The sequence below is a fragment of the Janthinobacterium sp. GW460-12-1-14-LB5 genome, from assembly GCF_059423585.1.
The window spans coordinates 58,821-84,875 of sequence record NZ_JBWKYD010000022.1 but is presented as its reverse complement, the minus strand read 5'-3'; the positions used below and the strand labels follow the sequence as shown (position 1 = coordinate 84,875).

Annotated in this window: 31 protein-coding genes, 1 tRNA gene and 1 pseudogene; 20 read left to right on the top strand and 13 right to left on the bottom strand. The window is 61.8% G+C overall.

What is annotated here, in order from left to right:
- Nucleotides 1-10 precede the first annotated feature (10 nt).
- A complete protein-coding gene (locus tag AC07X6_RS21760) occupies nucleotides 11-718 on the top strand; it encodes a KTSC domain-containing protein (protein ID WP_494792351.1) in 708 nt (235 codons plus the stop codon).
- On the opposite strand, the gene AC07X6_RS21755 is transcribed toward AC07X6_RS21760, so the two are convergent.
- Nucleotides 711-1,130: a hypothetical protein gene (locus AC07X6_RS21755; protein WP_494792350.1), complete on the bottom strand. Its 420-nt coding sequence runs from the start codon at nucleotides 1,128-1,130 to the stop codon at nucleotides 711-713. The two genes, AC07X6_RS21760 and AC07X6_RS21755, sit on opposite strands and share 8 nt — an antisense overlap.
- 100 nt (nucleotides 1,131-1,230) lie before the next feature.
- Between AC07X6_RS21755 and AC07X6_RS21750 the strand changes: the two genes are divergently transcribed.
- The 6 genes and pseudogenes from AC07X6_RS21750 to AC07X6_RS21725 all read left to right on the top strand — a co-directional run bounded on the left by AC07X6_RS21750 (nucleotide 1,231) and on the right by AC07X6_RS21725 (nucleotide 3,593).
- On the top strand, nucleotides 1,231-1,695 hold the full coding sequence (locus AC07X6_RS21750) for a DUF1367 family protein (protein WP_494792349.1): 465 nt from the start codon (nucleotides 1,231-1,233) through the stop codon (nucleotides 1,693-1,695).
- A gap of 10 nt (nucleotides 1,696-1,705) precedes the next feature.
- Nucleotides 1,706-2,596, top strand: a pseudogene (locus AC07X6_RS21745) (recombination-associated protein RdgC); the annotation flags it as partial.
- The gene (locus tag AC07X6_RS21740) at nucleotides 2,588-2,914 is read left to right on the top strand and encodes a DNA translocase FtsK (protein WP_494792391.1); all 327 of its coding nucleotides are present in this window, start codon (nucleotides 2,588-2,590) and stop codon (nucleotides 2,912-2,914) included. The pseudogene AC07X6_RS21745 and the gene AC07X6_RS21740, both read left to right, overlap by 9 nt.
- On the top strand, nucleotides 2,911-3,093 hold the full coding sequence (locus tag AC07X6_RS21735) for a hypothetical protein (protein ID WP_494792348.1): 183 nt from the start codon (nucleotides 2,911-2,913) through the stop codon (nucleotides 3,091-3,093). The genes AC07X6_RS21740 and AC07X6_RS21735 overlap by 4 nt, the downstream gene beginning before the upstream one ends.
- 57 nt (nucleotides 3,094-3,150) lie before the next feature.
- Nucleotides 3,151-3,336: a hypothetical protein gene (locus AC07X6_RS21730; RefSeq protein ID WP_494792347.1), complete on the top strand. Its 186-nt coding sequence runs from the start codon at nucleotides 3,151-3,153 to the stop codon at nucleotides 3,334-3,336.
- Nucleotides 3,333-3,593: a hypothetical protein gene (locus tag AC07X6_RS21725; RefSeq protein WP_494792346.1), complete on the top strand. Its 261-nt coding sequence runs from the start codon at nucleotides 3,333-3,335 to the stop codon at nucleotides 3,591-3,593. The genes AC07X6_RS21730 and AC07X6_RS21725 overlap by 4 nt, the downstream gene beginning before the upstream one ends.
- A 2-nt stretch (nucleotides 3,594-3,595) precedes the next feature.
- Here AC07X6_RS21725 and AC07X6_RS21720 read toward each other — a convergent pair whose 3' ends face one another.
- Entirely contained in the window at nucleotides 3,596-3,922 is a 327-nt protein-coding gene (locus AC07X6_RS21720) for a hypothetical protein (RefSeq protein ID WP_494792345.1), read from the bottom strand.
- Between the two features lie 32 nt (nucleotides 3,923-3,954).
- Here AC07X6_RS21720 and AC07X6_RS21715 point away from each other — a divergent pair, with 32 nt between their 5' ends.
- From AC07X6_RS21715 to AC07X6_RS21680, 8 genes are read left to right on the top strand one after another with little or no spacing between them, the layout of a single operon-like run.
- Nucleotides 3,955-4,650: an ASCH domain-containing protein gene (locus AC07X6_RS21715; RefSeq protein WP_494792344.1), complete on the top strand. Its 696-nt coding sequence runs from the start codon at nucleotides 3,955-3,957 to the stop codon at nucleotides 4,648-4,650.
- Nucleotides 4,647-5,258: a hypothetical protein gene (locus AC07X6_RS21710; RefSeq protein ID WP_494792343.1), complete on the top strand. Its 612-nt coding sequence runs from the start codon at nucleotides 4,647-4,649 to the stop codon at nucleotides 5,256-5,258. The genes AC07X6_RS21715 and AC07X6_RS21710 overlap by 4 nt, the downstream gene beginning before the upstream one ends.
- A complete protein-coding gene (locus tag AC07X6_RS21705) occupies nucleotides 5,255-5,377 on the top strand; it encodes a hypothetical protein (protein ID WP_494792342.1) in 123 nt (40 codons plus the stop codon). Before AC07X6_RS21710 ends, AC07X6_RS21705 begins: the two co-directional genes overlap by 4 nt.
- 9 nt (nucleotides 5,378-5,386) lie before the next feature.
- The gene (locus AC07X6_RS21700; RefSeq protein ID WP_494792341.1) at nucleotides 5,387-5,713 is read left to right on the top strand and encodes a hypothetical protein; all 327 of its coding nucleotides are present in this window, start codon (nucleotides 5,387-5,389) and stop codon (nucleotides 5,711-5,713) included.
- Nucleotides 5,710-5,952, top strand: a complete 243-nt coding sequence (locus AC07X6_RS21695) for a hypothetical protein (protein WP_494792340.1) — start codon at nucleotides 5,710-5,712, stop codon at nucleotides 5,950-5,952. The genes AC07X6_RS21700 and AC07X6_RS21695 overlap by 4 nt, the downstream gene beginning before the upstream one ends.
- Complete coding sequence (locus AC07X6_RS21690) at nucleotides 5,949-7,265, top strand: hypothetical protein (RefSeq protein ID WP_494792339.1); 1,317 nt, start codon at nucleotides 5,949-5,951, stop codon at nucleotides 7,263-7,265. Before AC07X6_RS21695 ends, AC07X6_RS21690 begins: the two co-directional genes overlap by 4 nt.
- A complete protein-coding gene (locus AC07X6_RS21685; protein WP_494792338.1) occupies nucleotides 7,262-7,621 on the top strand; it encodes a helix-turn-helix transcriptional regulator in 360 nt (119 codons plus the stop codon). Before AC07X6_RS21690 ends, AC07X6_RS21685 begins: the two co-directional genes overlap by 4 nt.
- Complete coding sequence (locus AC07X6_RS21680) at nucleotides 7,510-8,514, top strand: tyrosine-type recombinase/integrase (protein WP_494792337.1); 1,005 nt, start codon at nucleotides 7,510-7,512, stop codon at nucleotides 8,512-8,514. The genes AC07X6_RS21685 and AC07X6_RS21680 overlap by 112 nt, the downstream gene beginning before the upstream one ends.
- Before the next feature lie 88 nt (nucleotides 8,515-8,602).
- Here the strand turns inward: AC07X6_RS21680 and AC07X6_RS21675 are convergent.
- From AC07X6_RS21675 to AC07X6_RS21660, 4 genes are all read right to left on the bottom strand, one after another.
- Nucleotides 8,603-8,677 (bottom strand) — tRNA-Val (locus AC07X6_RS21675).
- Between the two features lie 81 nt (nucleotides 8,678-8,758).
- Entirely contained in the window at nucleotides 8,759-9,475 is a 717-nt protein-coding gene (gene dnaQ, locus AC07X6_RS21670) for a DNA polymerase III subunit epsilon (protein ID WP_494792336.1), read from the bottom strand.
- 87 nt (nucleotides 9,476-9,562) lie between these two features.
- Nucleotides 9,563-10,000 carry a ribonuclease HI gene (rnhA, locus tag AC07X6_RS21665; protein WP_077405445.1) on the bottom strand — a complete coding sequence of 146 codons (438 nt, stop codon included), beginning with the start codon at nucleotides 9,998-10,000 and terminating at the stop codon, nucleotides 9,563-9,565.
- Nucleotides 9,993-10,769, bottom strand: coding sequence for a class I SAM-dependent methyltransferase (locus AC07X6_RS21660; RefSeq protein ID WP_474291632.1), 777 nt, complete (start codon nucleotides 10,767-10,769; stop codon nucleotides 9,993-9,995). The genes rnhA and AC07X6_RS21660 overlap by 8 nt, the downstream gene beginning before the upstream one ends.
- 19 nt (nucleotides 10,770-10,788) lie before the next feature.
- Here AC07X6_RS21660 and gloB point away from each other — a divergent pair, with 19 nt between their 5' ends.
- Nucleotides 10,789-11,598, top strand: coding sequence for a hydroxyacylglutathione hydrolase (gene gloB / locus AC07X6_RS21655; protein ID WP_494792335.1), 810 nt, complete (start codon nucleotides 10,789-10,791; stop codon nucleotides 11,596-11,598).
- A gap of 79 nt (nucleotides 11,599-11,677) precedes the next feature.
- Here gloB and aceB read toward each other — a convergent pair whose 3' ends face one another.
- Entirely contained in the window at nucleotides 11,678-13,276 is a 1,599-nt protein-coding gene (gene aceB / locus AC07X6_RS21650) for a malate synthase A (RefSeq protein WP_494792334.1), read from the bottom strand.
- A 216-nt stretch (nucleotides 13,277-13,492) separates the two neighbouring features.
- Here aceB and AC07X6_RS21645 point away from each other — a divergent pair, with 216 nt between their 5' ends.
- On the top strand, nucleotides 13,493-14,404 hold the full coding sequence (locus AC07X6_RS21645) for a LysR family transcriptional regulator (RefSeq protein WP_494792333.1): 912 nt from the start codon (nucleotides 13,493-13,495) through the stop codon (nucleotides 14,402-14,404).
- Between the two features lie 261 nt (nucleotides 14,405-14,665).
- Here the strand turns inward: AC07X6_RS21645 and AC07X6_RS21640 are convergent, their stop codons facing one another.
- From AC07X6_RS21640 to AC07X6_RS21625, 4 genes are all read right to left on the bottom strand, one after another.
- Nucleotides 14,666-14,869, bottom strand: coding sequence for a cold-shock protein (locus tag AC07X6_RS21640; protein WP_010398811.1), 204 nt, complete (start codon nucleotides 14,867-14,869; stop codon nucleotides 14,666-14,668).
- 298 nt (nucleotides 14,870-15,167) lie between these two features.
- A complete protein-coding gene (locus tag AC07X6_RS21635; RefSeq protein WP_494792332.1) occupies nucleotides 15,168-15,530 on the bottom strand; it encodes an Hpt domain-containing protein in 363 nt (120 codons plus the stop codon).
- A 21-nt stretch (nucleotides 15,531-15,551) separates the two neighbouring features.
- The gene (gene upp, locus AC07X6_RS21630; protein WP_010398816.1) at nucleotides 15,552-16,202 is read right to left on the bottom strand and encodes a uracil phosphoribosyltransferase; all 651 of its coding nucleotides are present in this window, start codon (nucleotides 16,200-16,202) and stop codon (nucleotides 15,552-15,554) included.
- A 144-nt stretch (nucleotides 16,203-16,346) separates the two neighbouring features.
- On the bottom strand, nucleotides 16,347-18,029 hold the full coding sequence (locus tag AC07X6_RS21625; RefSeq protein ID WP_494792331.1) for an isovaleryl-CoA dehydrogenase: 1,683 nt from the start codon (nucleotides 18,027-18,029) through the stop codon (nucleotides 16,347-16,349).
- Between the two features lie 397 nt (nucleotides 18,030-18,426).
- Here AC07X6_RS21625 and AC07X6_RS21620 point away from each other — a divergent pair, with 397 nt between their 5' ends.
- Entirely contained in the window at nucleotides 18,427-20,166 is a 1,740-nt protein-coding gene (locus AC07X6_RS21620) for a putative bifunctional diguanylate cyclase/phosphodiesterase (protein WP_494792330.1), read from the top strand.
- Nucleotides 20,163-21,659: an HDOD domain-containing protein gene (locus tag AC07X6_RS21615; protein ID WP_494792329.1), complete on the top strand. Its 1,497-nt coding sequence runs from the start codon at nucleotides 20,163-20,165 to the stop codon at nucleotides 21,657-21,659. Before AC07X6_RS21620 ends, AC07X6_RS21615 begins: the two co-directional genes overlap by 4 nt.
- 54 nt (nucleotides 21,660-21,713) lie before the next feature.
- Here AC07X6_RS21615 and aroC read toward each other — a convergent pair whose 3' ends face one another.
- Complete coding sequence (gene aroC, locus AC07X6_RS21610; protein ID WP_494792328.1) at nucleotides 21,714-22,808, bottom strand: chorismate synthase; 1,095 nt, start codon at nucleotides 22,806-22,808, stop codon at nucleotides 21,714-21,716.
- Nucleotides 22,809-23,230: 422 nt separating this feature from the next.
- Between aroC and AC07X6_RS21605 the strand changes: the two genes are divergently transcribed.
- On the top strand, nucleotides 23,231-25,492 hold the full coding sequence (locus tag AC07X6_RS21605; RefSeq protein ID WP_494792327.1) for a putative bifunctional diguanylate cyclase/phosphodiesterase: 2,262 nt from the start codon (nucleotides 23,231-23,233) through the stop codon (nucleotides 25,490-25,492).
- A 71-nt stretch (nucleotides 25,493-25,563) separates the two neighbouring features.
- On the opposite strand, the gene AC07X6_RS21600 is transcribed toward AC07X6_RS21605, so the two are convergent.
- Nucleotides 25,564-26,010: a CBS domain-containing protein gene (locus AC07X6_RS21600; protein ID WP_010398828.1), complete on the bottom strand. Its 447-nt coding sequence runs from the start codon at nucleotides 26,008-26,010 to the stop codon at nucleotides 25,564-25,566.
- Between the last annotated feature and the right edge of the window lie 45 nt (nucleotides 26,011-26,055).

Sequence of the window (26,055 nt, the reverse complement as noted above, 5' to 3'; positions counted from 1 at the left end):
GGAGAAACCAATGAATACAGCAGTCGCAGCACCACAAATCACCCTGCAAGCCATTCAATCCTCGCAGATTGCCGCCATCGGCCACTGCCCGGCGACCGAAACCTTGGCCGTGCAGTTCTTCCGCAAAGGCGTGCCGGCGGATGTTTATCACTACGCCAACGTAACTGCCACCGAATACGCGGCCTTCGCCGGCGCCGAGTCCGTCGGCAAGCACTTCTACGCGCACATCAAGCCGCATGCCGACAAGCATCCGTACACGAACATGGGCACGCCGGCCGCCGAGCTGGTGCCGGTCAAGTTGAGCAAGGAGCTGCTGGCCAGCCTGCTGACGGGCCGCGAATACGGTAAGGAAATGGTCCAGGAAGAAGAGCAGCAGGCCAAGGCGGCCGGCCTGATCGTGATCTTTGGCGCCAGCGATGACCTAATGGAGCTGCGCGGCGCCATCAACGACGAATTTTCCTGCTATGGCGGCGGTGTCGCCCTGATCGATGCCAAGGGCGTGCTGCCGTTCCGCGAGGATATCCAGCACGACGACGATGCACTCAAGGACTATTTCGCCCGGGCGCCGCTGGTGCGCGCCGTCGATGCCCTGTGGGACAAGGAAGACGGCTACAGCTGGACCTACCGCACCGACGTGCCGCACGCCACGTTCGAAATCGTGGATGACGGCCAGCCGTACTGCCGCGGCATCGTGATCGACGTGGCGGATTTTAATTAATGCCGGTCTTAGGAGTACCAGACTTCACCCGCCCGCCCGGGGGGCGTGCTTCCGCCCCTTGCTGCTTTTCGCGTAGCTCAAGTGCAGCAACGTCAGCTACGGCCATAAAACTCTTGAGTTTTGCAGACGAAGGCGTTGGCGCATCAGACTGCTCTGGTGGAGTGACGGGGTCGATTGTTGTCAGTGCCTCGGTCGCATCAGGCGTCTCATTTTCGATTAACTCTGCGCTGCCCTCTGGTTGTGGTGCTAACTCAGACGACAGTGGCTCGAAAGAATACTTGTCTGCCATTTTCGCTAAACAAGCCGAATCGTTATCCGACTGCCGACATTGAGTGAACTGGGTCAAAGCGGCTTTGCTAATGAACGTGTAGAGGCTGTCTCCGATACGGATTTGAGTCGCACCTAATTCCATTTGTGACACCTATAAAAATGACTATATATAACAAAAATATAACACAAAATTTGAGTACGTGGTGGGATGTTGCATCTCTCCTCTTCGAGGAAATACCCCCATGACAGACATCGTGCTCATGAAAACGGCAAACGTCCTCGTCCCGCACGACGAGGCGGCGGCCGAGTTCATCCAGAAGATGAAGGTTGGCGCGCTTATGCACGCCGATTTCAAGAAGGTACGGAATTACAAGTTTCACAAGAAGTACTTCGCCCTGGTGTCCTTCGCCTTCGACCAGTGGGAGCCGCGCGGCGGCCTGACCTACCAGGGCCAGCCTGTGGCGAAGAACAAGGAACGCTTCCGGAAAGACGTAGCGATCCTGGCCGGCTTCTTCGAATCGACGGTGAACCTCAAGGGCGAGGTGCGACTGGAAGCAAAAAGCGTTTCGTTTGCACAGATGGACGAGATCGAGTTCGAGGCGCTGTACAGCGCCACCATCGACGTGATCCTGTCCCGGATTTTGACCAAATACACACGCGACGACCTGGAAGCGGTCGTTGAGCAGCTACTGCGGTTTGACCGCTGAAAGGTATCAGATGTTTTTCAAGAACCTCCAGATTTACCGCCTGCCCGCCCCTTGGGCCATGTCCGCCGCTGCGCTCGAGCATGCGCTGGCGCCGCAACAGTTCACACCCGCCACCAGCATGGACCTGGTACGCCAGGGCTGGGCCGCACCTCGCGGCGCCGGCGCGCCGCTGGTGCACGCCGTCGGCGGCCAGTTCCTGCTGCAGCTGAAAACCGAGAAGAAACTGCTGCCGTCGACCGTGGTCAACCAGGTAGCCGCCGCCCGCGCGCTGGAAATGGAAGAAGCCCAAGGCTTCGCACCCGGCAAGAAGGCCATGAAAGAACTGAAAGAGCGCGTCACCGACGAGCTGCTGCCCCGCGCCTTCGCCATTCTCAGCACCACGGCCGTGTGGATCGACCCGATCAATGGCTGGCTGGTGGTGGACGCGGCCAGCCCGGCCAAGGCCGATGAAGTGATCAAGCTGCTGCTCAAGTCCGTGGACAAGCTGCCGCTGGAAAGCCTGCGCGTGCAGCGCTCGCCGGTCGGTGCCATGACGGAATGGCTGCAGGCGGACGAATCCCCTACCGGCTTCACGGTCGACCAGGATGCGATCATGCGCGCCACCGGCGAGAGCAAGGCCCAGGTGGCGTACAAGCGCCACACCCTCGAAGCGGACGATATCCGCCGCCATATCGCGGCCGGCAAGCAGTGCACGCGCCTGGCCATGACCTGGAGCGACAAGATCAGCTTCGTACTGGACGAGAGCCTGGCCATCAAGTCGGTCAAGCCGCTGGAAATTATCAAAGAAAGCACCACGCGCAACGACGACGAGCGCTTCGACAGCGATTTCGCCCTGATGGCGGGCGAGCTGGCCAAGATGATGACCGACTTGGTGGAGGCGCTGGGCGGTGAAGTGGACGCGGTGGCGCCAGCGGCGCGCCCTGCCGCAAACGCGGCGCCAGCCAAAGGCCATGAGCCTGTGCGCGAGCAGCGCGTGGTATTGGAATTGAACGGCCAAGCGCCCGATACCGTACCGCCAGGCGACGGCAGCGCGAGCGATCCGCTGTATGGTCAGGCCGTCGAGTTGGTGCGCACGCAGCAGCGAGCATCGATATCGCTGGTGCAGCGCCACCTGCGCGTCGGCTACAACCGCGCGGCCAGGCTGATCGAGTCGATGGAAGCCGGTGGCGTTGTCAAGGGCACCCAGGGCATCTACACGGTGGCGGGAGCCGCAGCATGAGCGGCGTGCGCACCCCTGGCCTGCTTTTCGTTGCCGAAACGGGCCAGGATGACGGCTGCAGCCGGGAAACCGTGATCCGTGGGATGGGCGGCAGTGCTGGCGTAGCGGTGGCCATTGACTTTGGCGCCAACAATCCCGGCATGCGCGAGGCCAACGCGCAGCACCTCGTTGCCTGCTGAAATGCGCTCGATGGCCTGCCCGACGGTGCGCTCGATGGCGGCTGGAACGTGCGCAGCATGAGCGCCTACGCCAAAGGCCTGGAAGAAAAGCTGCGCGCGGCGAGCGCCCTGCTACTGGAGATCAAGAAGCTCGACGACAGCGACGGCATCGCCGATCACGACGAAGGCATGCCGTGCACATCGCCCGAATTCCATGAAGTGATGGCGACCATGCGCGAAGTCTTGAAAGGCGGCGCCACATGATCGGCCCTGGCAGTTTCTTGGCTGCACCGAAAGCGACTGAGCGCCCAGCGTACAACACGGCGCCCATCCGCTGCGGCAGGATGAAATGTAAATGGCGCGGCTACGAAGGCGAGCTGACCAGCGTGCCAAGCAAGAAGTTCGGCGCCGGCGTCACGGACAAGGTTTGCCCGGTCTGCGGGAAAAACGAATATTGCTTCATGACCCCGCGCGAGATTACGACGTGGGAACGCCGCAAAGAAAAAGGATCTGCGGCATGAGCTCAATCAAGGAAAAAATATTGGCCGGTGCCCGACGCCAACACGCCAGGCCAGCGTGCCGTTCTTTCGGTGCACGCAAAGTTATGGGTCGTGTGATTGGAGCCGCTGCTGGTAACAAAATGGTTAATCGCAATTCGCGCAGCATCCTCTGCCTCGCCAGCACCTGGAATCTGCCCGGCCGGCCTCGAGCCGGAAATGCTGATCTGGTAGTCGACCGTCTTATGAACGTCATGCGCTTTGTACCAGATCAAAATTTGAATATGGCCGGCCTTCATCTGAGTTTCGGCCAAACATTTGCCGAACTTCGCGCTGTCGAAACTGAGCCGCATAACGCCTCCATTAATTGAAAGGCAATAATAGCATGATCAAAGAGCGCCCTATCCTCATGAACAGCGCCATGGTGCGCGCCGTACTCGACGGCAGCAAGACGCAGACGCGGCGCATCATGAAGCCGCAGCCGGAGCCTACCCCGCACCGTCCAGGCGACTACCAGTGGCCTTGCAACGCTTTCCAATCGATGGTGAGCGTTGCGGATACGCGTGCACCTGGCGCACACGGCATGGCCGGCGATGCCTGCCCTCACGGCGGGCATGGTGATCACCTGTGGGTGCGTGAGACGTTCGGCTATGTCTCCCCTGACGAACACCAGCGCCCGCATTCCGAATGCAATATCGAATACCGCGCCGATCTGGCGCCGGATTGCACTGATCGCCCGGGCAGTTGGCCAGTGGGTGAATGCGCTGGCGCCCCTGAGCGTCCACGTTGGCGCCCGAGCATCCACATGCCGCGTGCGGCCAGCCGGATCCTGCTGGAGATCGTGTCGGTGCGTGTCGAGCGCCTGCAGGACATCAGCGACGCTGATATCGAGGCCGAGGGCATCGACATGGACGCACTGGCCGAGGCACAGGACCGCTACGACACCATTGCAAAGGATGGCAACGCATCCGGACGCGCGACCCTGCGCATGGCCTGGCGCGATTTGTGGGAATCGACCGGCGGCGACTGGGATGCCAACGAATGGCTGTGGGTCATTGAATTTAAGCGGGTGACGCCATGAAGCGCCTGAAGGCCTACCAGGTCAGCGACGGCGAGGACATGACCGTGATTCGATACGCCACTAGCAGCGCGGCGGCGCGCCGAGAAGGCGGCAACGAAATAGGCTGCGAGTGGGATGGCGTCGATTCGTGCATGCGCAAACCGGAATACGACCAGTATGCGCCTGGCCCTGTGCCGGCCCGGGTGCTGATCGAGGCCGGGTGGCAGTTCGAATGTCGCCGCCACGGCTGCGGCAACTGGGCAAATTGGGACACGGAAGAATTGACGTTCAGCTCTGCCGGCGATCCGTATTGCTGCAAAGCCTGCATGGCCCGCTACTTCGCCCGGCAGCGCGCAAATGTCGCGGCGGGTGTGGCGCTGCAGGAACTGGTCGAGGCCAAGCTGCCAGGCTGCCAAGTGACCGAGGTTTACGTCTACGGCTGGCAACTGGAGCCAGGATATGGAGGCGGCATGCGGGCTTATGCCGACTTCAGTTTTCCAGGCGGTTGCTGGCCAGGGCGGTTTGTGTTCGGCGAAGAAGAATTCCGGGTGCACGGCGACGACTTGCCTGCCTTCCGGGCGCTGTATCCGCCGCCTGCCGACGAAACTGAAGCCATGGAGGCAATGTGACCAAGAACGATGAAGTGCCGAACAGCGAGCGCAGCCCCTGCGCCACGCGCGTGGCAGCAGTCCTGATCCTGATTTACGTGGCGGCGACCCTGGCGGGCGTCCTGGCCGCGACAACCTGAAAGGTGAATATGAGCAAGCTTATTGAATGGGCGCCGGTCGTGCGCGGTACCGAGGGCTGGTACTCGCACCCAGATATGCCAGAGTTCAACGAGGATCAAGAAGCGGAGTATCGCGCCTGGCTGGCTGCGCAAGGCCTGGAAACTGCGTATGCCACTTTGTGCGGCGAGGATGATAAGCATCCGGCATATATCGTCTACTTCGACCAAGGCGGAACGGACGTCTCCGACTGGAACCCTACGCCACCTGCCGGCGATGGCTGGTTCACCCTGTCAATTCACGACTCCGAGGATGGCCCGTACTGGGTCTGGGCGCGCCGAGCGCCGGTGGCGCAATGACTGGGCGCAGCCCAGCACCGCCGCCAGAAACCCCGGCGGAGGCGGCCTACAAGCTGGATCGGGCCGTGCTGCGTGCGATCCACACATGCCAGCCCGTGCCGTTCGAGGGCAAGCAGCACCATCTGCGCGCCATGGGCGCCCAGGTGCTGGGCGGCGGCGTGTCGTCCGTGATCTACCTGATGGGCGACGCGACACCGCACCAGCCCGGTGAAATAACCTTTTTGGAGCATGCAGAATGATCAACAACGAAAGTATCGAGGCGCTGGAGCAAGCCGCGCCCCCTTCGCTCGCGGTAGCGCCGCAGCACCTGGCCGTGCCGGATGGCTGGAAGCTGGTTCCGGTACAGCCGACGCCCGAGATCATCGCTGGCGCCGCAATCGCATCCTGGCCGACCGCAACGCTTGCCGATATCGAACTGGCACGGCAGGCTGCGCCGCTCGTCTTGATGCAGTTGGACATGGCGCCGGGCACGACGGTCGATGCAGTCGCAGGCATGTTGGCCACAATGGCGCCGGCATATCGCGCCATGCTGGCGGCCGCGCCAGCTGCTCCAGCACAAGAGCAGATGGTGGCTTCCCCCGATTCATTCCAGAGCCGCGTGCAGCCCTGGATGATGGCGTGCTTCGGCGCCGAAATCGCGGCTGACGGCGCTGAGCGCAATCACCGCTTCCTGGAAGAATCGCTAGAACTCGTGCAGGCGTGCGGTTGCACGGCCAGCGAGGCGCACCAGTTGGTCGACTATGTGTACGGCCGCCCAGTCGGCGAGCGCACGCAGGAAGTAGGCGGCGTCATGGTCACGCTGGCCGCCCTATGCCTGACCCAGGGCCTGGATATGCATACGGCCGGGGAGACTGAGCTGGCCAGGATCTGGACGAAGGTCGAGGCTATCCGTGCGGAGCAAGCGGCAAAGCCGAAGTACTCACCGCTCCCGGCGGCTGCACCCCAGCCGATCATCGGGCGGCTGATGGATAAAATATCGGCGCTGCCTGTCCTGTGGGGCTTGAATGAGCCAGGCGCGCTGCTGCGCAACAGCGACGTGTTCCGCGTGCTGGTTGCTGCTGGCCGCGAGCAAGCCGGCATCGCAGCAGCCCCTGCTCCGCGGCCTGCCGCCAAGGATACGTGCGCCGAAATGCGCGCCCTGTGCAGCGCCTGCGGCGGCACGGGCGACGTGCACGGGCTGGACGGCGAGTGGCGTGGCCAATGCACTTGCGTCCACGCATGGCAACAGCGCGCCGAAAAGGCCGAAGCCAAGCTCAAGCAGGTCAACGAATGGCGCGCCACTGCGCAGGCAGAGAATATGCAGTCAGGGGAGCGCTGGGCGAAACGGATTGCCGAGCTCGAAGTGCAGCTCGGGCGCCGCGACGCCCCGTTCTCGCCCGAGGCGCTGCAAGGCATCGCGGCCGCGCGCGCCGCTGGTCAGACAATCGCGGCGACGCCGGGCGGCCTGGTCTTCATGAACGATGGCGTCGAGCCGGATTACGGCAAGCTCGATTGTCCTGCATGCGGCAGCAGCGGGCACGCTGGCGACGTAGTGGTCGGGAGCACGTCATGAACATGAGCGAAGTCGAAGTGCGCCACATCGCCGAAATGGTGGCGGCGCTGGACAAGGCTGGCGGCAAGCGCACCGCCAACACGGCCGGCGAACTCAACAGGCAACAGATCTGCGCCGCCCTCGGCGTCAGCGAATCAACGATCCGCCGCCTCGAGCAGTCCGGGCTGCCATACACACCGGTCGGCGCGCGCTCCAAGCGCTACGACCTTGAAGAATGCAAGAACTGGTTGAAAGGAAATCAAGTATGTCAGTCTGGAAAGACAGCAAGGGTAAACTCCACGTCGGAATCATGGTTGATGGCAAAAGAATTCACAGAGAGTTGCCGGAAGGTTCAACTGCGAGTGATGCCAAGCTGATTGAAGCAGAACTCCGTGCGGCGGTTGCGCGCGCGCCGAAGCAGAAGAAAGTTCACATTCCGGGCGATCTGCCGATGACGGCCATTCTCGCATTGTTTATTGAGCACTCTCAGGGCCTTCGCAGTGCAGATACGGCAAAACACCATGCAAAGCGGCTGGGCGCGTGGGCGGAGCGCTACAAGGCTAGCCAGGCACAAGAATTTGCCGACCACGTCATTAAGGACATGAGTAAGCTAATACCGCACAAGAAAACTGGAAAGTTAGTGCCCGCCTACGCGCCAGCGACAATCAATAGATCGCTGGCGTGTGCAAAAAAAGGCCTTCACTTGGCTTGGCGCCAAAGGCTAATACCGGAAAACTACGGCCTTCGGATCGAATCGGTAGCCGTGAACAACAAGCGCGAAGTTTTTTTGACAGTCGAGCAGGTGAAAAAAATTGCTTCATTTTGCACACCGATTGCTCAAGCAGCAATATGGGCGGCACTTCTGACTGGGGCCCGACGTGGCGAACTGTTCCAGATGGAAAGCTCACACATCGGTCGCGACACAATAACGTTCCCGGCAAGCAATACGAAAACGCTGCGAATGCGCGTCATACCAATCATCCCGGCGCTTCGACCGTGGCTTAAATACTTTCCGCTGGACATGACGTTGTATGGAGTGCAATCGGCCTGGCGCCGCGCTCGCGTGAAGGCGGGCATGCCGCATGTGAATTTTCACGATCTTCGGCATTCATGCGCAAGCATCATGTTGGGACTGGGAGTTGATCTTTACACGATCAGCAAGATCCTAGGTCACGCGAATATACAGACGACTCAGCGCTATGCGCACCTGCAGGTGGACGCGCAGCGTGAAGCGTTAAATAAGCTATCGCTGCTTGTCGTCACAAAATAAATTACACTGAAAAATTACACTCAACAAAAAAGCCGACCTTTTTAAAGATCGGCTTTTCGCGTAAGTGATTGATTTCACTTGATATTCTTGGTGGGAAGTGCAAGTTTCGAACTTGCGACCCCTGCAGTGTGAATGCAGTGCTCTACCCCTGAGCTAACCTCCCGAAGCGAGGCGAATTATCGCATAGGTGTTGCGGCATCTGCAAGGGCTGGCAAGCGGAAATTTACCATGCGCCGCTTTTTTCTCAGGCGGCCGCTGGCGGCGACGTGACGGCAGTCCAGATGCACTGGCCTTTGGCGGCCTTGTCGAGGCCGGCGATGGTGGCTTCGTGGGCGGCCAGCTCGTCGGCCGTGGCGCTCTGGAAGATGACTTCGGCCAGGGGCACGATTTCCAGGGCGGCGCCGTCGGCAGCCACTTCCACTTCTTCTTCCATGCTGAGGCTGTTTTGCCCGCGCGTCATGGCCAGGTAGACGTCGGCCAACAATTCCGAGTCGAGCAATGCGCCGTGCAGCTTGCGATGGGCGTTCGAAACGCCGTAGCGGTCGCACAGGGCGTCGAGCGAGTTGCGCTTGCCCGGATGCATTTCCTTCGCTTGCACCAGGGTATCGATCACGCCGGCCACTTGTTCGTGAACCGGCGGCAGGTTCAGGCGCTTGAATTCCGCGTTGAGGAAGCCAATATCGAACGGGGCGTTGTGGATGATCAGTTCGGCGCCGGCGATGTAGGCGCGGAATTCGTCGGCGATTTCCGCGAATTTTGGCTTGTCGCTGAGGAATTCCGTCGTCAATCCGTGGACGGCCAACGCGCCCTCTTCCGAATCGCGCTCGGGATTGATGTAATGGTGGAAATTATTTCCCGTCAACATGCGGTTGTTCAGCTCGACCGCCCCGATCTCCAGGATGCGGTCGCCCGTGCGCGGGTTCAGGCCGGTGGTTTCAGTATCGAGAACAATTTGACGCATGGCGGATTCATTCGTAAAAGCAAAAAGCGAAGGGCACAGTATAGCAAACCTGTGCCCTGCGATTACAACTAGCGACGTTGGCTGTTCTTACGCGCGCACGGTTTCCACGCCCAGGTTGGCCAACTGATCGGCCCGCTCGTTGCCCGGATGGCCATTGTGGCCACGCACCCAGCGCCATTCCACTTCATGCACGGCCTGAGCCGCGTCCAGCGCCTGCCACAGGTCGACGTTCTTCACGGGCGCCTTGGCCGCCGTTTTCCAGCCGCGCGCCTTCCAGCCGTGGATCCATTCGCTGATGCCCTTCTGCACGTACTGGCTATCGGTATACAGCACCACCTGGCACGGACGTTTGAGCGCCGTCAAGGCTTCGATCACGGCTTTCAATTCCATGCGGTTATTCGTCGTATTCAGTTCCCCGCCGTAAATTTCTTTCTTGGCGCCGTCGGCCACCATCAGCGCGCCCCAGCCGCCCGTGCCGGGATTGCCCTTGCATGCGCCATCGGCGTAAATCTCTACCTTATCCATCTTGCTGTTCCCGCCTTTTATTCGTGACCGGTGCGCCTGCGGGCGCCGTCGCCGGTTTTTTGGTCCACGCCGGACCGATCAATCGCATCCCTTTGACGCGCTTGATCGCCTGCACTATATACACTGCGCCCAGATATGGCCACCAGCGCGCACCGGCCTTGTCCATGAAGGCGTTGCGGCGCAGCCATTTTTCTGTCCTGCAGGCAGGTGCGTAGCAGCCGAAGTGGCTTTGGCTGACGCCCATATTCAGCAATTTTAACCAGTCTTTCATGCGCGGCATAGAGATCAGTTCGCCAGCCCGCGGCAAGTAGTGGCGTCCCGTGATCCGCCCCAGGCCCTGGCGCATGCCCCACAGGCTGGCCGGATTGAAGCCGCAGACGATCACGCGCCCTTCCGGGATCAGCACGCGCTCGACTTCGCGCAAGACCTGGTGTGGCTCGGCGGCAAATTCGAGCACGTGCGGCAAGACCACCAGATCCAGGCTTTGCGAGTCGAACGGCAGCTCGTCGAAGGCCGACACGAGGGTCAGTCGGCTGCCCTGCGGCGATTGCGAAGGCAGGCGCGCATCGAGCAGCCATTTGTTCGGCATGCGGCTGGCGGCCAGCGCATCGAGCTGCGGCAAGCCGATCTGCACGGCGTTAAAGCCGAAGATATCGACGGTCAGGCTGTCGAGGCATTGCTGCTCCCAGGCACGCACGTACAGGCCGGCCGGCGTCTGCAACCAGCCGTCAAGCGCTATAATGGATTTTTCGGATGCCGCACTGTCCATTCAGTTTTCTCTTTTGCTCATGACACACTCCCCTGAACACGCTTTATCGGTACTTGCCGTGCCCGCCTTTGCCGACAATTACCTGTGGCTGATCCATGACGGCCGCCACGCCGCCGTGGTCGACCCCGGCGATGCGACGGCCATCCTCGATGCGCTGCAAGCCCATCAGTTGACCTTGTCCGCCATTTTACTCACGCACCACCACGCCGACCACACGGGCGGCGTCCCTGAATTGTTGCAGCATTTCGCCGTGCCCGTCTTCGGCCCGCGCAATGAGGCTATCACAGCCATCACGGAACCGCTTGGCGAAGGCGATGTCGCCCATGTGGCCGAGCTGGGATTGCAACTGGCCGTCATCGACGTGCCCGGTCATACCAAGGGCCATATCGCCTATCTGCGCCAGCGCGACGAGCGCAGCGGCGCACCGTGGCTGTTTTCCGGCGACACCCTGTTTGCGGGTGGTTGCGGCCGCCTGTTCGAAGGCACGCCGGGGCAAATGGCCGATTCGCTGGGCAAGCTGGCCGCCCTGCCCGACGATACCGATGTATTTTGCGCGCATGAGTACACCTTGTCCAATCTGCGCTTCGCCAACGCCGTCGAGCCGGGCAATGCGGCCTTGCAGGAACGCATCGCCATCGACACGGAAAAACGCCAGCAAGGTTTAGCGACCGTACCGTCGACCATTGCCATTGAGAAGGCCACGAACCCCTTCCTGCGCTACCGCGAACCGGCGATCTTGACCAGCCTGAAGGTGGAAGGCAAGCTGGCCAGCGACGCCTCGCCCGTGGAAGCATTTGCAGCCTTGCGGATGTGGAAAAATAATTTTTAAGCTTATCCTTCCGCAATAAAAAATCCCGGCAGATGCTGATGGCATCGCCGGGATTTTTTATGCGGTTATTTGATCAGGATCAGATTTCTTCGTACAGCGGCAAGGTCAGGAATTCGGCAAACGATTCCGACGTCGACATTTCCTCGAAAATCTGGCCTGCGCGTACATAGGTCGGACCGTTGCCGCCCGGCGCATCGCGCTGCACCTTGGCCAGTTCTTCCGGAATCATGGCGCGCACCATCTCGGCCGTCACCTTGCGGCCGTCTTCCAGCACGCCCTTGCTGGAGCGAATCCACTGCCACACTTGCGAGCGGCTGATCTCGGCCGTGGCCGCATCTTCCATCAGGTTGTGGATGGGCACGCAACCGTTGCCGGCCAGCCAGCTGCCCAGGTAGTGGATGCCCACGTTGATGTTGTAACGCAAGCCCGCTTCCGTAATCGGCGCTTCCGGCTGGAAGTTCAGCAGATCCGACGCTTTCACATCGATGTCGGGACGCTGCTTGTCGATCTGGTTCGGCTTGTCGCCCAGCACTTTCGTGAACTCGCCCATGGCCAGTTCCACCAGACCCGGATGGGCAACCCAGCCGCCGTCGTAGCCATCGGTGGCATCGCGCGCCTTGTCGTTGCGCACGCCGCCCATGGCGATGTCGTTCTTTTCCGGATCATTCTTGATCGGGATCAAGGCCGCCATGCCGCCGATCGCTGGCGCACCGCGTTTATGGCACGTTTTCAGCAGCAGCAAGGCGTAGGCGCGCATGAATGGCGCCGTCATCGTGACTTTCGCGCGGTCGGCCAGGCAGAAATCCTTGTCCAGCTTGAATTTTTTGATGCACGAGAAAATGTAATCCCAGCGGCCCGCGTTCAGGCCCGAGCTGTGTTCCTTCAGTTCGTACAGGATTTCATCCATTTCAAACGCCGCCAGGATGGTTTCGATCAGCACGGTCGCCTTGATCGTGCCTTGTGGCAAGCCCAACTCGTTTTGCGTCATGACGAAGATATCGTTCCACAGGCGCGCTTCCAGGTGCGATTCCATCTTCGGCAGGTAGAAATACGGGCCGGCGCCGCGCGCCAGCTGTTCCTTGGCGTTATGGAACATGAACAGGGCGAAATCGAAAATGCCGCCGGAAATACGCTTGCCGTCGACCAGCACGTGCTTTTCATCGAGGTGCCAGCCGCGCGGACGCACGACCAGGGTGGCAATCTTGTCGTTCAGCTTGTACGATTTGCCATTTTGCTCCAGCGAAATCGTCTTGCGCACGGCGTCGTACATATTGATCTGGCCCGTGATCTGGTTATCCCAGTTCGGCGTGTTCGAGTCTTCGAAGTCCGTCATATAGCTGTCCGCGCCCGAGTTGAAGGCGTTGATGACCATCTTTCGCTCGACGGGACCGGTGATTTCAACACGGCGGCATTCCAGCGCCTTCGGAATCGGTGCGATCTTCCAGTCGCCGTCGCGGATGTGCGCGGTTTCTGGCAGGAAATCAGGACGCTCGCCCGCGTCGAGGCGCTTGGCGCGTTCCACACGCACGGCCAGCAATTGCTGGCGGCGCGGTTCGAATGCACGCGTCAGCTTGGCCACCAGCGCCAATGCAGCCGGCGTCAAAATCTGTTCGTAGCCGGGGGCGATGTCCCCCGTGATTTGCATGCCTTCTGGAAGTGCGATCGTGTTCTGCGTCATGAAGTTCTCCGGTTTTTAGTAAATATAAGCAAAAGTAATCTGGTGATCCAAGTATAAGCCGAATGATTGCGCGGGCAAGCTGGGCAGCGGTGCAAAAACACTCTGCCAGGCGGCGCGTTTGTTCTATAGTATTGCACTATAAGGCATGGAAACGAGACTAAAAATCACTTCATCTATGCATTTTTATCACAAGTGACGAGATAACGAGAGCATCTTATGGGCCAGTTCAGACAAATATCGACCTTCGTGGAAGTGGTGGCCAAGGGCAGCCTGTCGGCCGCCGCGCGCGCCGAAGGCATCGCGCCGGCCATGATAGGCCGGCGCCTCGATGCGCTGGAGCAGCGCCTGGGCGTCAAATTGCTGCAGCGTACGACGCGCAAGCTGGCGCTGACAAACGAAGGCGCCGCTTTCCTCGAAGATTGCCAACGCATCCTGGGCGAACTGGAAGAGGCGGAAGCGGCCGTGGCCGAGCGCAGCGTGAAGGCCAGTGGCCATCTGCTCATTTCCGCGCCGGCCGGCTTCGGACGCCAGCACGTGGCGCCACTGATCCCCTCGTTCGTGGCCGAGCACCGTGACGTGACGGTGTCGTTGAACCTGAACGACCGCCTCGTCGACCTGATCGGCGAAGGCATCGACGTGGCCATCCGCATCGCCAGCCTGTCCGATTCCTCGCTCGTGAGCACCAAACTGGCGGATAACCAGCGCGTGCTGGTCGGCTCGCCCGCCTATTTGAAACGGGCCGGCACGCCGCGCATCCCGGCCGACCTGGCCAAGCACAATTGCCTGGCGATCAGCAGCGAAGGCAGCCAGCGGGGCTGGACCTTCCGCGAAAACGGCAAGAATGTGATTCTGAAAGTGGCGGGCAATATGGTCTGTAACGACGGTGAAGTGCTGCACGACTGGGCGCTGGCCGGCAAGGGCCTGGCGTGGCGCTCGATGTGGGAAGTGGGGGCGGAAATCGAATCGGGCCAGCTGGTGACGGTACTGGACCAGTTCGCCGCGCCGGGCAACGATATTTACGCCGTGTTCGCCCAGCGCCGCCACTTGCCGCTGCGCATACGGGCCTTCGTGGATTTTTTGCGGCATAGCTATGCGCAACCAGATTACTGGCGTGAAAGAGCAATCTAGCCATGCTGGCCGGAATGGTAGAGCGTAGCTTGGCGCAGGCCGGCGTAGGTCGGCTTAGCGCTCGCGCGTAAGCCGACACTGGTGGTGTTGGCAAGATGTATGGGCTGGTGTCGGCTTACGCTGCGCTAAGCCGACCTACACGGCGACGCAAGCACGCCGAAAAGAGCGCGCTGCCCACGCAAAACCCCTGCTTTACGGAAATTCAGGCGAAAAAAAATCCTCGGAGACCGAGGATTTCTTTATTTCGTTTGATCCAGCGTATTAGATTGGCTGAATGTTCGAAGCTTGCTTGCCTTTAGGGCCAGCGGTCACTTCAAAAGAAACGCGTTGGTTCTCTTGCAGGGACTTGAAGCCGTTCGACTGGATAGCCGAGAAGTGAGCGAACAGATCTTCGCCGCCTTCGTCAGGGGTAATAAAGCCGAAACCCTTCGAATCATTGAACCATTTTACGATGCCAGTTGCCATTACAATTTCCTATTTCAGTTAAGTTGGGCTTGCGCCCGTTATATCGTTTGAAGCAAGAAAGAAATGACAGACAAACTGCACTACTACCTCGAATCCAACGATGCCCAATTATACCAACAAAACTGAGAAAAACCATTCTTTCGCAAAATAAACTTGCGAACACTACTTTAATAGCCAAATCCCCGTCTTGCGGCGCCCTGTACCAGCGGCATGGACACACTATATCCTAATCTGCGACGCGGGTGCTTTGCGTTGCATCAAATGAATCATTGCAACCACATCGCTATGGCGCTGTCATTCACGCACTGAAATGGGTGGCGCCCGCATCGCGCGCGGCCCAGGCCAAGAGCGCCTCCACTTGCGCCCGCACGGCTGGCCAGTCCGCCACCGCTTGCGCAGGGGTATTCAGCATGGCGCGCACCAGTTGTTCGATGCGCCGGCACTCCTGCCCCAGCGCGGCAAAGCCGAAGGTAGCGGCCGAGCCGGCCACCGCGTGCAGCGCGCGGTGCAGCTGCGTCAACGGCTCCAGACGGGGGCCTTCGCTGTCGCAGCGGCCGTTTGCCTGCGCGATCGCCTGCATCAGGGCCGGCACGCCGGCCGCATATTTTTCATTCAGGGCGCGCAAACGCGCGCGAAAATCCGGGTCGATCAAGGTTGCCATCGCAATACTCGCCTGAATGACTTACTTGGTACCGAAGATACGGTCGCCGGCATCGCCCAGGCCCGGCACGATGTAGGCGTGGTCATCCAGGTGCGAATCGAGCGAGGCGCAGAACATCTTGACGTTCGGATGCGCATTCTGGAACACGGTCACGCCTTCCGGTGCGGCCACCAGGGCCAGGAAGATGATCTGCTCGTCCGTCACGCCCCGCTTCTTCAGCACGTCGACGGCGTACACGGCCGAATTGCCGGTCGCCACCATCGGGTCGCACAGGATGAAGGTGCGCTCGTTCAGGTCCGGCAGGCGCACCAGGTATTCCACGGGCATGTGGGTGGCCGGGTCGCGGTACACGCCGATGTGGCCGACCCTGGCCGATGGCACCAGGTTCAGCAAGCCGTCGCTCATGCCGATGCCGGCGCGCAGGATGGGGACGATGGCCAGTTTCTTGCCAGCAATGACGGGCGCATCGATGGTCACCAGCGGGGTCTTGATTTCGCGCGTGGTCAGCGGCAGGTCGCGCGTGATTTCATAGCCCATCAGCAAGGTGATTTCCTTGAGCAATTCGCGGAAGGTGCGCGTCGACGTATCGTGCTCGCGCATGTGGCTCAGTTTGTGCTGAATCAAAGGATGATCGGTGATGAACAAATTCGGGAAGCGTGGATCTTGTTTCATATTATTTTTCTTTCTCTGCTCTGGCGCGCCGGCAAGCATGCACCGCAAGCGCGCCGTGTGTCGATAAAATGATGGATTGCAGCATTATCCCAGCCTGCAGCCCGCCTGTGGCCGGAATTTTCGAAATAATCGGTTTTATTGAAATCAATACTCGCGCAAGGCGCGCGCCAGGATGGCCGCGCAATCGATGCCGGCCGGCAAACGCCCATACGCGCCGCCCGGCGCTTGCACCAGGCGCGACCGCAGGAAAGCCTGTGCAACGAACGGCGGCGCATGGCGCAGCAGCAAGGCCGCCTGCACGGCCAGCACGATGCGTTCGGAGAGTTGCCTGGCACCAAACTCATCCGTCTGCGGCCCGTCCAGGTCGGCCAGCAGGCGCGCGCGGTAATCTGCAAAGTCGGCGTGATCATCGCCGGCCAGCGCCAGCTCGGCCGCCAGGGCGTCGCGCGCGGCCGGCGACTTGCCGAAGGCGCGCAAGACGTCGAGGCACATGACATTGCCCGAGCCTTCCCAGATCGAATTGACGGGCAACTCGCGGTACAGGCGCGCCAGCGGCGCGTCTTCCACGTAGCCCGTGCCGCCCAGCACTTCCATGGCTTCCGCGCCGAAGCCGGGGCCCCGCTTGCAGATCCAGTACTTGCCGGCCGGCGTGAGCACGCGCGCCAGCATCGCCTGCTGGGGATCGTCCTTTGCATCGAAACAGCGGGCCAGGCGCAGCGCAAACGCCGTGGCGGCCTCCGACTCGAGCGCGAGGTCGGCCAGCACGTTTTGCATCAGGGGCTGCTCGGCCAGCGGCTTGCCGAACACGGCCCGCTGGCGCGCATGGTGCAGCGCCTGCGTCAGGGCGGCGCGCATGATGCCGGCGCTGCCCAGCACGCAATCGAGGCGCGTGTGGCTGGCCATTTCCAGGATGGTGGGAATGCCCCGCCCCGGCTGCCCGACGAGCCAGCCATAGGCATTGGCAAACTCCACCTCCGACGAGGCATTCGAGCGGTTGCCCAATTTATCTTTCAGGCGCTGCACGCGGATGGCATTGCGGCTGCCGTCGGGCAGGTAGCGGGGCAGGAAGAAGCACGACAACCCTCCCTCGTCCGCCTGCGCCAGGATCAGGTGCGCGTCGCACTGCGGCGCCGAGAAAAACCATTTGTGGCCGACGATGCGCCAGGCGCCAGCAGCCTCGCCGCCGAACAGGGATTGCGCCTCGGCCAGCGGTACGGGCACGGCGCGCGTGGTATTGCTGCGCACGTCGGAGCCGCCCTGCTTTTCCGTCATGCCCATGCCGATCAGGGCGCCCCGCTTCTGCTCCACGGGCAAGGAGCGGGGATCGTAGTCGCGCGACAGGATTTTCGGCAGCCAGCGCTGCGCGATTTGCGGCAGATCAAGGGCCTGGCGCAAGGCCGGCACCGAGGCATACGTCATCGTCACGGGACACTGCGTGCCGTTTTCCACCTGGCCCACTAATAGATAGGCGGCCGCGCGCGCCACCTGGGCGCCGGGACCGGGCGCTGCCCAGGGCGCGGCGTGCGCGCCAGCGCCCACGAGGATGGCCATCAGTTCATGCCAGGCCGGATGGAACTGCACTTCGTCGATGCGCCGGCCGGCGCGGTCGAACTGCTGCAGCTCGGGCGTGTGGATATTGGCCAGGCGCGCCAGCGCGTATGTTTCGGCGCGGCCCAGCTGTTCGCCCAGCGCGTCGAGCTCCTGCAGCGCCGCGCCGCCGCCCTCGCGCAGCAGCGCCTCGATCAGCGCCGGGTCGCTGGCGAACAGATTGACGTTTTCAAAGGGCGTGGCCTGGTTGAAAACTTCATGCGTGTCAAAGGCATTCATGGAGGTCTCCCGCGATTTGTTATCATGGCGCCCCTGCCGTCATTGGCGCACCGTCAACACCGTCTGCCAGCCAGACTAGCGTAAAGCGCATGGCGGGGCAAGCGCGCCAGTGGAAGCAGGCGCAGATAAATGTTTCCGCATGGAATGAAAATGTCGATATGTGTCGCGTAGCATGATTTTTTTCATGGAAGGCAGGAATATTTACAAAACCTGAAGCAATGTTGCTCTATTTCATGTAATCGGGTGCTTTTCAATGATACATTTCGTGTGGATCGCGTTCCGATAGCCGCCCTTCCGGCCCCTATGGCGCGCGTCACGCACGATGCACTCTTTCCGTTGGCGCCCTGCCCTGCAGCGAGCGCCGGCACTGATAACAAAAAAGGTAAAAGCCAGCACGATGTTTTCCAGTACCCCATCCGCCGCCCACCGCGAGGCCCGCCACGAGTTGGACAACCTCATGGAAGAGGCAGGCGACGTCGTGTTCCGGCTCGATACGGACGGCCTGATCCTGTTCGCCAGCAAGCGCGCGGCCAACCTGTTTGCCGCGCCCTCGGGCCTGTCCGGCCATTTGCTGCTGCCGCTGGCCGCCGAAGCGTCGCGCGCGGCGCTGCAGGCGGCGCTGGAAGACGCCCTGGAAGAACCGGGCCGCCTGGAAGTGCGCCTGCAGACGCCGGACCAGGAAATCTGGTTCGAGCTGCGCCTGTCTTCTTATATGAACGGGGAAGGCATCGCCGAATTGCTGGTGGTCGGGCGCGATACCTCGGCCCAGCACAATACGGAAGAACGGCTGCGCCACATGGCCACCCACGATGCGCTGACCGGCCTGCCGAACCGTCTGCTGCTGTCCGACCGCATCCGCATGGTGATCGCCCAGGCCGCCCGTTCGGGCCAGGGTTTTTCGGTCGCCACCATCGGCCTCGATGGCTTTAAAAAGGTCAACGATGGCCTGGGCCACCCCGTCGGCGACGCCGTGCTGCGCCTGGCCGCCGCGCGCCTGCGCAAGACCCTGCGCGACAGCGATACCCTGGCGCGCGTGGGCGGCGATGAATTTGTCGCCGTGCTGCCAGGCAGCGCCACCGACGCGCAGATCAAGCTGGTGACGGGCCGCCTGCTGGCCACCCTGCAGGCGCCGTTCGAAGTCGATGGCCACACGATCTACGTGGGCGCCTCCGTCGGCGTATCGATCTATCCGCTGCACGCGGAAGATGAAGTGCGGCTGGTGGCGCTGGCCGATGCGGCCATGTCGCGCGCCAAGGAAACGGGCAAGGCCCGCTGCCTGGTCTACAGCCCGCGCCTGAATGGCCCGTCGGAACACGATATTTCGCTGGAAGCGGCCATGTTCCACGCCGTGCGCGAAGGCGAATTCCTGCTGTTTTACCAGCCCATCGTCGATGCGCATACGCGGCAGATCCAGGGTTTCGAAACCCTGATGCGCTGGAAGCACCCGACCCTGGGCCTGGTGCCGCCCGTGCGCTTCATCCCGATCGCCGAGGCGAATGGCCTGATCAACCTGCTGGGCGCCTGGGCGCTGAAGGCGGCCTGCGTGCAGCTCAAGCAGTTCCAGGAAGTAGCCAGGCGGCCGCTGTACATCTCCGTCAACATCAGCCCGCGCCAGTTCCGCAACGACAAGTTCCTCGACGTGCTCGATGACGCCATCGCGTTTTCAGGACTCTCGGGCGAACACCTGGTGCTGGAAATTACGGAAGGCACGCTGATGATCGACCCCGTGCATGCGGAAACGATCCTCGTGAAGATGACGGAGCGCCGCGCGCGCATCGCCATCGACGATTTCGGCACCGGCTATTCTTCGCTCGCGTATCTGAAGCGCTTCCCTATTTCCGTGCTGAAGATCGACCGCACCTTCATCAAGGACTTGCCCGAATCGAGCAAGGACGCAGCCATCTGCAACACGATTCTCGACCTGGCCAAGCATTTGAATTTGTCCGTGGTGGCCGAGGGCGTGGAAACGGAGGAGCAGATGCACTTCATGGAGTCGCGCGGCTGCCAGTACGTGCAAGGCTACCTGACGGGCAAACCGATGCCGGCCCACGCCGCGCTATCGGCCTTGAGCGACAAAACCTATGCGGCGCTGGTGCCCACGCCGTCTGCCAATGAACAGCGCGGAGGGGTGCAATGAATCCAGGTCATTTCACGGTACCGACACAACTCGGCAAAAACACCCTGGACCTGCTGTGGGCGCGCACGCGGCAGCAGGGCGACATGCCCGGCTTCGCCAAGGCCATCAGCGCCATCCTGGGCGCCATGCGCGGCGAGGACGACCACGAATTCGACATCACGCAAACGGTGCTGTCCGACCCTGTCCTCACGCACAAGGTGCTGCGGCTGGCCAACAGCGGCATGTATTCGGCCTTCGGCCAGCGCGTCAACACGGTCTCGAAGGCCGTGCTGGTGCTCGGCATCGACGCCATCGGCCATCTGGCGCTGGGCCTGAAACTGATCGAGGAACTGTCGCAGGCGTCGCCCGATTCCGTCAGCGCCCACGTGGAAATGGAAAAGGCCGTGCTGGCCGGGATGGTGGCGCAGCAGGTGGCCACCAGCGCCGGCAGCCTGCAGGCGGAGCAAGCCGTCGTCTGCTCGATGCTGCACACCCTGGGCCGCATGATGGTGACGTTCTACATGACGGACTTCTGGGCACGCATGCAGGCGCATGCGGGTCCCGGCAACGAGGCGGCCGCCGCGCGCGAAATCCTCGGCCTGTCGCTGCCGGAAGTGGGCTATGCCACGGCCGCCCACTGGGGCTTGCCGCAACACCTGATCAACGGCATGCGTCCGATGGACCCGTCGCCGGACAACTCTCCCGTCAGCGGCGCCGACTGGATGGCCGGATTGTCGACCATGGCGGCGCGCTGCGCCGACTCGCTGTGGCATGACGATGCGGCCGGCGCGGCGCAGGTGCACGCGCTGATCGACGATTATGCGGGCACCCTGGGCATCGCGGCCACCGACCTGGTGGTGGCGGTGGACAAGGCCAAGGCAATGGCGGCGGCCGACCTGTCGATCGCGCCGCTGTCGAAACCGGCCGAACGGCGCGCGCGCCAGCTGGCGTCGACGCGCATGCGCGCCGAAGGCAACCGCGTGCTGATCGGCGGCCTGGCCGACCTGCGCGGCGCCATCGGCAGCGCCAGCCCGGGCCAGATGGTCTCGATGGCGCTCGAAACGCTGCACCAGGGCTTCGATTTTTCGCGCTCGGTGGCGTTCGTGCGCAACCACAGGGACCATTTGTATTCGGCGCGCATCAGCATGGGCGAAGGCATGGCCGACCTGCAGGACCTGATGGTGTTCGGCGACGCGTATGAGCCGAACGTGTTCCACGCGGCCCTCAACAGCGACCGCGTGATCTTCATCGACAATGCGCGCGACCCGAAATTCGCCGCCAAGCTGCCGCAATGGTGGAAAGCGACATTGTCGGAAGCGCGCAGCTTCGTCGTGCTGCCCCTGTCAGCCAACGGCCACCCCACGGGATTTTTATACGGCGACTGGGACGACAGCTTCCCGCCGATTCAATTGAACCAGACGGAATTCAACCTGATCAACGATATCCGGGCATTGCTGGTGCAGTCGGTGGAGATGCGGCACCAATTGGAATTGGTGGCAAATAAAGTGGCTTGAGGCGCTTGCCACCGGATTGACGGGGCGCGGCCACGCCAATCCGGTACGAGTCCGTTACTTCAACTGCGGCGTCGACACCGACACATCGCCGCACTGCGCGCGGTGCATCAGAGCGTGGTCGATCAGCACCAGCGCCAGCATGGCTTCGGCGATCGGCGTGGCGCGGATGCCCACGCACGGGTCGTGGCGGCCGAACGTTTCCACCATCACGGGATTGCCCTCTTTATCGATCGAGCGGCGCGGCGTGCGGATCGACGACGTCGGCTTGATGGCGATCGACACGCTGATATCCTGTCCCGTCGAGATGCCGCCCAGTACGCCGCCGGCGTTATTGCCGATAAAACCTTCCGGCGTCAGTTCGTCGCCGTGTTCGGAACCCTTTTGCGCCACCGAATCGAAGCCGGCGCCGATTTCCACGCCCTTGACGGCATTGATGCCCATCATGGCGTAGGCGATGTCGGCGTCGAGCTTGTCGTAGATGGGCTGGCCCAGGCCGACGGGCACGTTTTGCGCAATCACGTCGATGCGCGCGCCGATGGAATCGCCATCGCGGCGCAACTGGTCCATCGCTTCTTCCATGCGCGCGATCAGGTCCGCGTCGCCGCTGGCGGCAAAGAAGGGGTTCGCATGCACGTGCTCCCACGACTGGAACGGCACGGGAATGTCGCCCAGCTGGCTCATGCAGCCCTTGAAGGTGGTGCCGTACTGCTGCAGCAGCCATTTCTTGGCGATCGCCGCCGCGCCCACGACGGGCGCCGTCAAACGCGCCGACGAGCGCCCGCCGCCGCGCGGGTCGCGCACGCCGTATTTGTGCCAGTAGGTATAGTCGGCGTGGCCGGGGCGGAAGCTTTCCGCGATGTTGCCGTAATCCTTGCTGCGCTGGTCTTCATTGCGGATCAGCAGCGCGATGGGCGTGCCCGTCGTCACGCCCTGGTACACGCCGGAGAGGATTTCCACCGTATCCGATTCCTGGCGCTGCGTCACGTGGCGCGACGTGCCCGGCTTGCGGCGATCCAGCTCGGGCTGGATATCGGCTTCCGACAGGATCAATCCCGGCGGACAGCCATCGATCACGCAGCCGATGGCCGGACCGTGCGATTCGCCGAAAGTGGTAACAGTAAACAGCTTGCCAAAAGAATTGCCGGACATAGTAGGAAGTGTGAGGACTGGAAAACTCAATTCTACCAGCCTGCGGGGCAGGCCATGCCGCTAATGCCGCGGCAAGGCCCGATATTGCCCCACCCGCCTCGCCATTTTGAGATCCCATGTATTTTTTCATATAAAAAACACCAGATATGAGTTGCAATCATGCACTCCAAGAAATATTGCTCGACGGAATAGATTTAAAAAAACATTTTGCTTATTAAATAGCTATATACTTGGATGAAAGCGCGCCCACAAAATCCGATGCCAAGCCGGATACTGGCTGCGCCGAGAGCACGTCACAAAATGCCCAGGGCTAGGCGTCGTTGCCGAAGACAGTACGCAAGTACGGCGAGGCAACGCAACAACGCCATGGGCTTTTTTGACGCGCTCGTAAAAAATATCGAGTCATCCTGGAGAAGCTATACATGCCCGCACCGATCATCCCCCTTGACGCCAACAAGGACGATCACGACGACCTGGTATTCCTCGATGAGCAACCAGCGGCGCCGCTGGCCGTCGCACCGCGCAGCGTCTGGCGGGTGATGATCATCGACGACGATGAAGACGTCCACTCCACCACCACTTTCGCCCTGGGCAACCTGGAAATGCAGCAACGCCCGCTGGAATTCGTGCATGCGTATTCGGCCGGCCAGGCGCGCGAACTGCTCAAGCATGAAGACGACATCGCCGTCATCCTGCTCGACGTGGTCATGGAACAGGATGACGCGGGCCTGCACCTGGTGCGCTACATCCGCGAAACCCTGAAAATGACGGATGTGCGCATCATCCTGCGCACGGGGCAGCCCGGCTATGCGCCGGAAATCGACGCCATCCGCGATTTCGACATCAACGACTACAAGACCAAATCCGAGTTGACGCGCATCAAGCTGTTCACCACGGTGACGGCGGCCATCCGCTCATACGAACAGATCCGTTCGATCAGCAGCAGCCGGCGCGGCCTGGACCGCATCGTCCACGCCAGCACGCAGCTGATGGCGCTGCACGGTGTGCAGAACTTCTCGGCCGGCGTGCTGGCGCAGATCGCCGACCTGCTGGGCATCCGCGCCGACGGCGTGCTGTGCGTGCAGGATTTGCAGGACAATGGCAGCAAGGAGCTGCTCGTCTCGGCCTGCACGGGCAGCTTTTCCAGCCTGCCGCACAGCGCCCTGTGCGGCCTGCAAAACCCCCGCGTGATGGCGGCCATCGAGCACACGCTGGCGCAGCGGCGCAACGTGTACGCGCACGACTACGCCACCCTGTACTTCGCGGGCAAGGCCAGCCGCGACGCGGCCGCCTACCTGGTGCTGCCGCGCCCCCTCTCGGCCATCGATGAAAGCTTGCTGGAAGTGTTTTGCAGCAACGTCGCCGTGGGCCTGGACAACGTCGAGCTGGTATCGCACCTGCACAATGCCGCCTTCTACGACCAGCTGTCGAAGCTGCCGAACCGCACGCGCCTGGTGGAAATCCTCGACGCCACCCTGGCCGGCCCGGCGCGCGACGATGCCACGCTGTCGCTGGTCGACCTCGACCACTTTGCCGAAACCAACGACGCGCTGGGGCACCAGTTCGGCGACATGCTGCTCGTCGCCGTGGCGGGCCGCCTGCAAACCCAGCTGGGACCGCATCTGACGGTGGCGCGCCTGGGCGGCGACATCTTCTGCGTGCTGGGCGACTCCTCGCAAGTCAATCCAGCCAATATCCTGGCCCTGTTCCAGGCCCCGTTCTGCATCGACGGCCAGGATGTGCAGCTGTCGGCCACCCTGGGCCTGGTGCGCCTGGGCGAGCATGCGGGCACGGGCGCCGATGCGCTGAAGGATGCCGATATCGCCCTGAAGCGGGCGAAAAGCCAGCAGCGGGCCGGGCACTTCTATTTTTCGCGCAGCATGGGCATCGAAATCCGCGAAAGAGTCCGCATGATGCACGCACTGCGCACGGCCTTCAGCCAGGACCAGCTGTTTGTCGTGTATCAACCGCAGATCGACCTGACCACGCGCCGCCCCGTGGGCGCCGAAGCGCTGCTGCGCTGGCAGACGCCGGACGGCAAGTTCATCTCGCCCGACCGCTTCATCCCGATTGCCGAGTATTCAGGCATCATCATCGACCTCGGTGAATGGGTGCTGCGCACGGCGTGCCGCGAACTGGTGCTGCTGCGCGAACAGGGCCACCGCAATTTCGTCATGTCCGTCAACGTGTCGCAAGTGCAGTTCCGCCACCCGCTGTTCCTGGAAATGCTGCGCGCCGCGCTGGAAGAGACGCAGGCGCCGCCCGAATTCATCGAACTGGAAATCACGGAATCGATGGCCATGGAAGAGCCCGATTTATTGATCAAGATGTTGTGGCAGATCAAGCAAACGGGCGTGAGCATCGCCATCGATGACTTCGGCACGGGCTTCTCGTCGCTGTCCTACCTGCAGCGCCTGCAAGTGGACCGCCTGAAAATCGACCGCGCCTTCGTCACCGAAATCACGGGCTCCGCGCGCGGCAGCAGCATCGCCGAAATGGTCATCCAGCTGGGCCGCAACCTGGGCCTGGCCGTGATCGCCGAAGGCGTGGAAGACGAGCGGCAAGCGCAGATCTTGCAATCGCTGGGCTGCCCCATGGCGCAAGGCTTTCTGTTCGCCCGCCCCATGACGGCAGCGGCGCTGGGCAGCTGGCTGAACAACGAGGCGCTGCAGGGGGCGGCGTAGGCGACGCCTTTCTCCTTTGCAATACAAAACGCCGGCAGTTGCCGGCGTTGTTTTTACTGCTTGGGTGAGGCTCAGTCGGTTGTTTCGGCCGGCCAGTCGCGGATGTACGCCTTGAGCATCTGGTTTTCAAAGCTTTGCGCTTCGAGCACGGCGCGCGCCACGTCGTAGAAGGAAATCACGCCCAGCAGGGTCTTGGCGTTCATGACGGGCAGGTAGCGCGCATGCTTTTCCAGCATGATACGGCGCACTTCATTGACTTCCGTATCCGGGGTGACGGTGATCGGATGGTCATCCATGTGCTTGCGCACGGTGCCGCCGCCGATCTGGCCCGCGTTTTCATGCAAGGCGTTGAGCACCTCGCGGAAGGTCAGCATGCCGACCAGGTCGCCAAATTCCATGACCACCAGCGAACCGATGTCTTTTTCAGCCATGGTATTGGCCGCGTCAAGCAGGGGCTGGTCAGGCGTGACCGTGTAGAGGATATTGCCCTTGACTTGGAGAATTTCAGATACTTTCATATTGGCCGTCCTGTCCGCGTGATTGGTATTTTAGTTATTCTAGCC

Coding starts and splice junctions, on each gene's coding strand:
- AC07X6_RS21620 (WP_494792330.1), top strand. CDS start 18,427: ATGTTTTCCAGTACCCCATCCGCCGCCCACCGCGAGGCCCGCCACGAG.
- AC07X6_RS21760 (WP_494792351.1), top strand. CDS start 11: ATGAATACAGCAGTCGCAGCACCACAAATCACCCTGCAAGCCATTCAA.
- AC07X6_RS21715 (WP_494792344.1), top strand. CDS start 3,955: ATGATCAAAGAGCGCCCTATCCTCATGAACAGCGCCATGGTGCGCGCC.
- AC07X6_RS21645 (WP_494792333.1), top strand. CDS start 13,493: ATGGGCCAGTTCAGACAAATATCGACCTTCGTGGAAGTGGTGGCCAAG.
- AC07X6_RS21720 (WP_494792345.1), bottom strand. CDS start 3,922: ATGCGGCTCAGTTTCGACAGCGCGAAGTTCGGCAAATGTTTGGCCGAA.
- upp (WP_010398816.1), bottom strand. CDS start 16,202: ATGAAACAAGATCCACGCTTCCCGAATTTGTTCATCACCGATCATCCT.
- AC07X6_RS21735 (WP_494792348.1), top strand. CDS start 2,911: ATGAGCGGCGTGCGCACCCCTGGCCTGCTTTTCGTTGCCGAAACGGGC.
- AC07X6_RS21600 (WP_010398828.1), bottom strand. CDS start 26,010: ATGAAAGTATCTGAAATTCTCCAAGTCAAGGGCAATATCCTCTACACG.
- AC07X6_RS21605 (WP_494792327.1), top strand. CDS start 23,231: ATGCCCGCACCGATCATCCCCCTTGACGCCAACAAGGACGATCACGAC.
- AC07X6_RS21755 (WP_494792350.1), bottom strand. CDS start 1,130: ATGGAATTAGGTGCGACTCAAATCCGTATCGGAGACAGCCTCTACACG.
- AC07X6_RS21625 (WP_494792331.1), bottom strand. CDS start 18,029: ATGAATGCCTTTGACACGCATGAAGTTTTCAACCAGGCCACGCCCTTT.
- AC07X6_RS21695 (WP_494792340.1), top strand. CDS start 5,710: ATGACTGGGCGCAGCCCAGCACCGCCGCCAGAAACCCCGGCGGAGGCG.
- AC07X6_RS21750 (WP_494792349.1), top strand. CDS start 1,231: ATGACAGACATCGTGCTCATGAAAACGGCAAACGTCCTCGTCCCGCAC.
- AC07X6_RS21680 (WP_494792337.1), top strand. CDS start 7,510: ATGTCAGTCTGGAAAGACAGCAAGGGTAAACTCCACGTCGGAATCATG.
- aroC (WP_494792328.1), bottom strand. CDS start 22,808: ATGTCCGGCAATTCTTTTGGCAAGCTGTTTACTGTTACCACTTTCGGC.
- AC07X6_RS21660 (WP_474291632.1), bottom strand. CDS start 10,769: ATGGACAGTGCGGCATCCGAAAAATCCATTATAGCGCTTGACGGCTGG.
- AC07X6_RS21730 (WP_494792347.1), top strand. CDS start 3,151: ATGAGCGCCTACGCCAAAGGCCTGGAAGAAAAGCTGCGCGCGGCGAGC.
- AC07X6_RS21710 (WP_494792343.1), top strand. CDS start 4,647: ATGAAGCGCCTGAAGGCCTACCAGGTCAGCGACGGCGAGGACATGACC.
- aceB (WP_494792334.1), bottom strand. CDS start 13,276: ATGACGCAGAACACGATCGCACTTCCAGAAGGCATGCAAATCACGGGG.
- AC07X6_RS21685 (WP_494792338.1), top strand. CDS start 7,262: ATGAACATGAGCGAAGTCGAAGTGCGCCACATCGCCGAAATGGTGGCG.
- AC07X6_RS21640 (WP_010398811.1), bottom strand. CDS start 14,869: ATGGCAACTGGCATCGTAAAATGGTTCAATGATTCGAAGGGTTTCGGC.
- gloB (WP_494792335.1), top strand. CDS start 10,789: ATGACACACTCCCCTGAACACGCTTTATCGGTACTTGCCGTGCCCGCC.
- AC07X6_RS21615 (WP_494792329.1), top strand. CDS start 20,163: ATGAATCCAGGTCATTTCACGGTACCGACACAACTCGGCAAAAACACC.
- dnaQ (WP_494792336.1), bottom strand. CDS start 9,475: ATGCGTCAAATTGTTCTCGATACTGAAACCACCGGCCTGAACCCGCGC.
- rnhA (WP_077405445.1), bottom strand. CDS start 10,000: ATGGATAAGGTAGAGATTTACGCCGATGGCGCATGCAAGGGCAATCCC.
- AC07X6_RS21635 (WP_494792332.1), bottom strand. CDS start 15,530: ATGGCAACCTTGATCGACCCGGATTTTCGCGCGCGTTTGCGCGCCCTG.
- AC07X6_RS21690 (WP_494792339.1), top strand. CDS start 5,949: ATGATCAACAACGAAAGTATCGAGGCGCTGGAGCAAGCCGCGCCCCCT.
- AC07X6_RS21700 (WP_494792341.1), top strand. CDS start 5,387: ATGAGCAAGCTTATTGAATGGGCGCCGGTCGTGCGCGGTACCGAGGGC.
- AC07X6_RS21725 (WP_494792346.1), top strand. CDS start 3,333: ATGATCGGCCCTGGCAGTTTCTTGGCTGCACCGAAAGCGACTGAGCGC.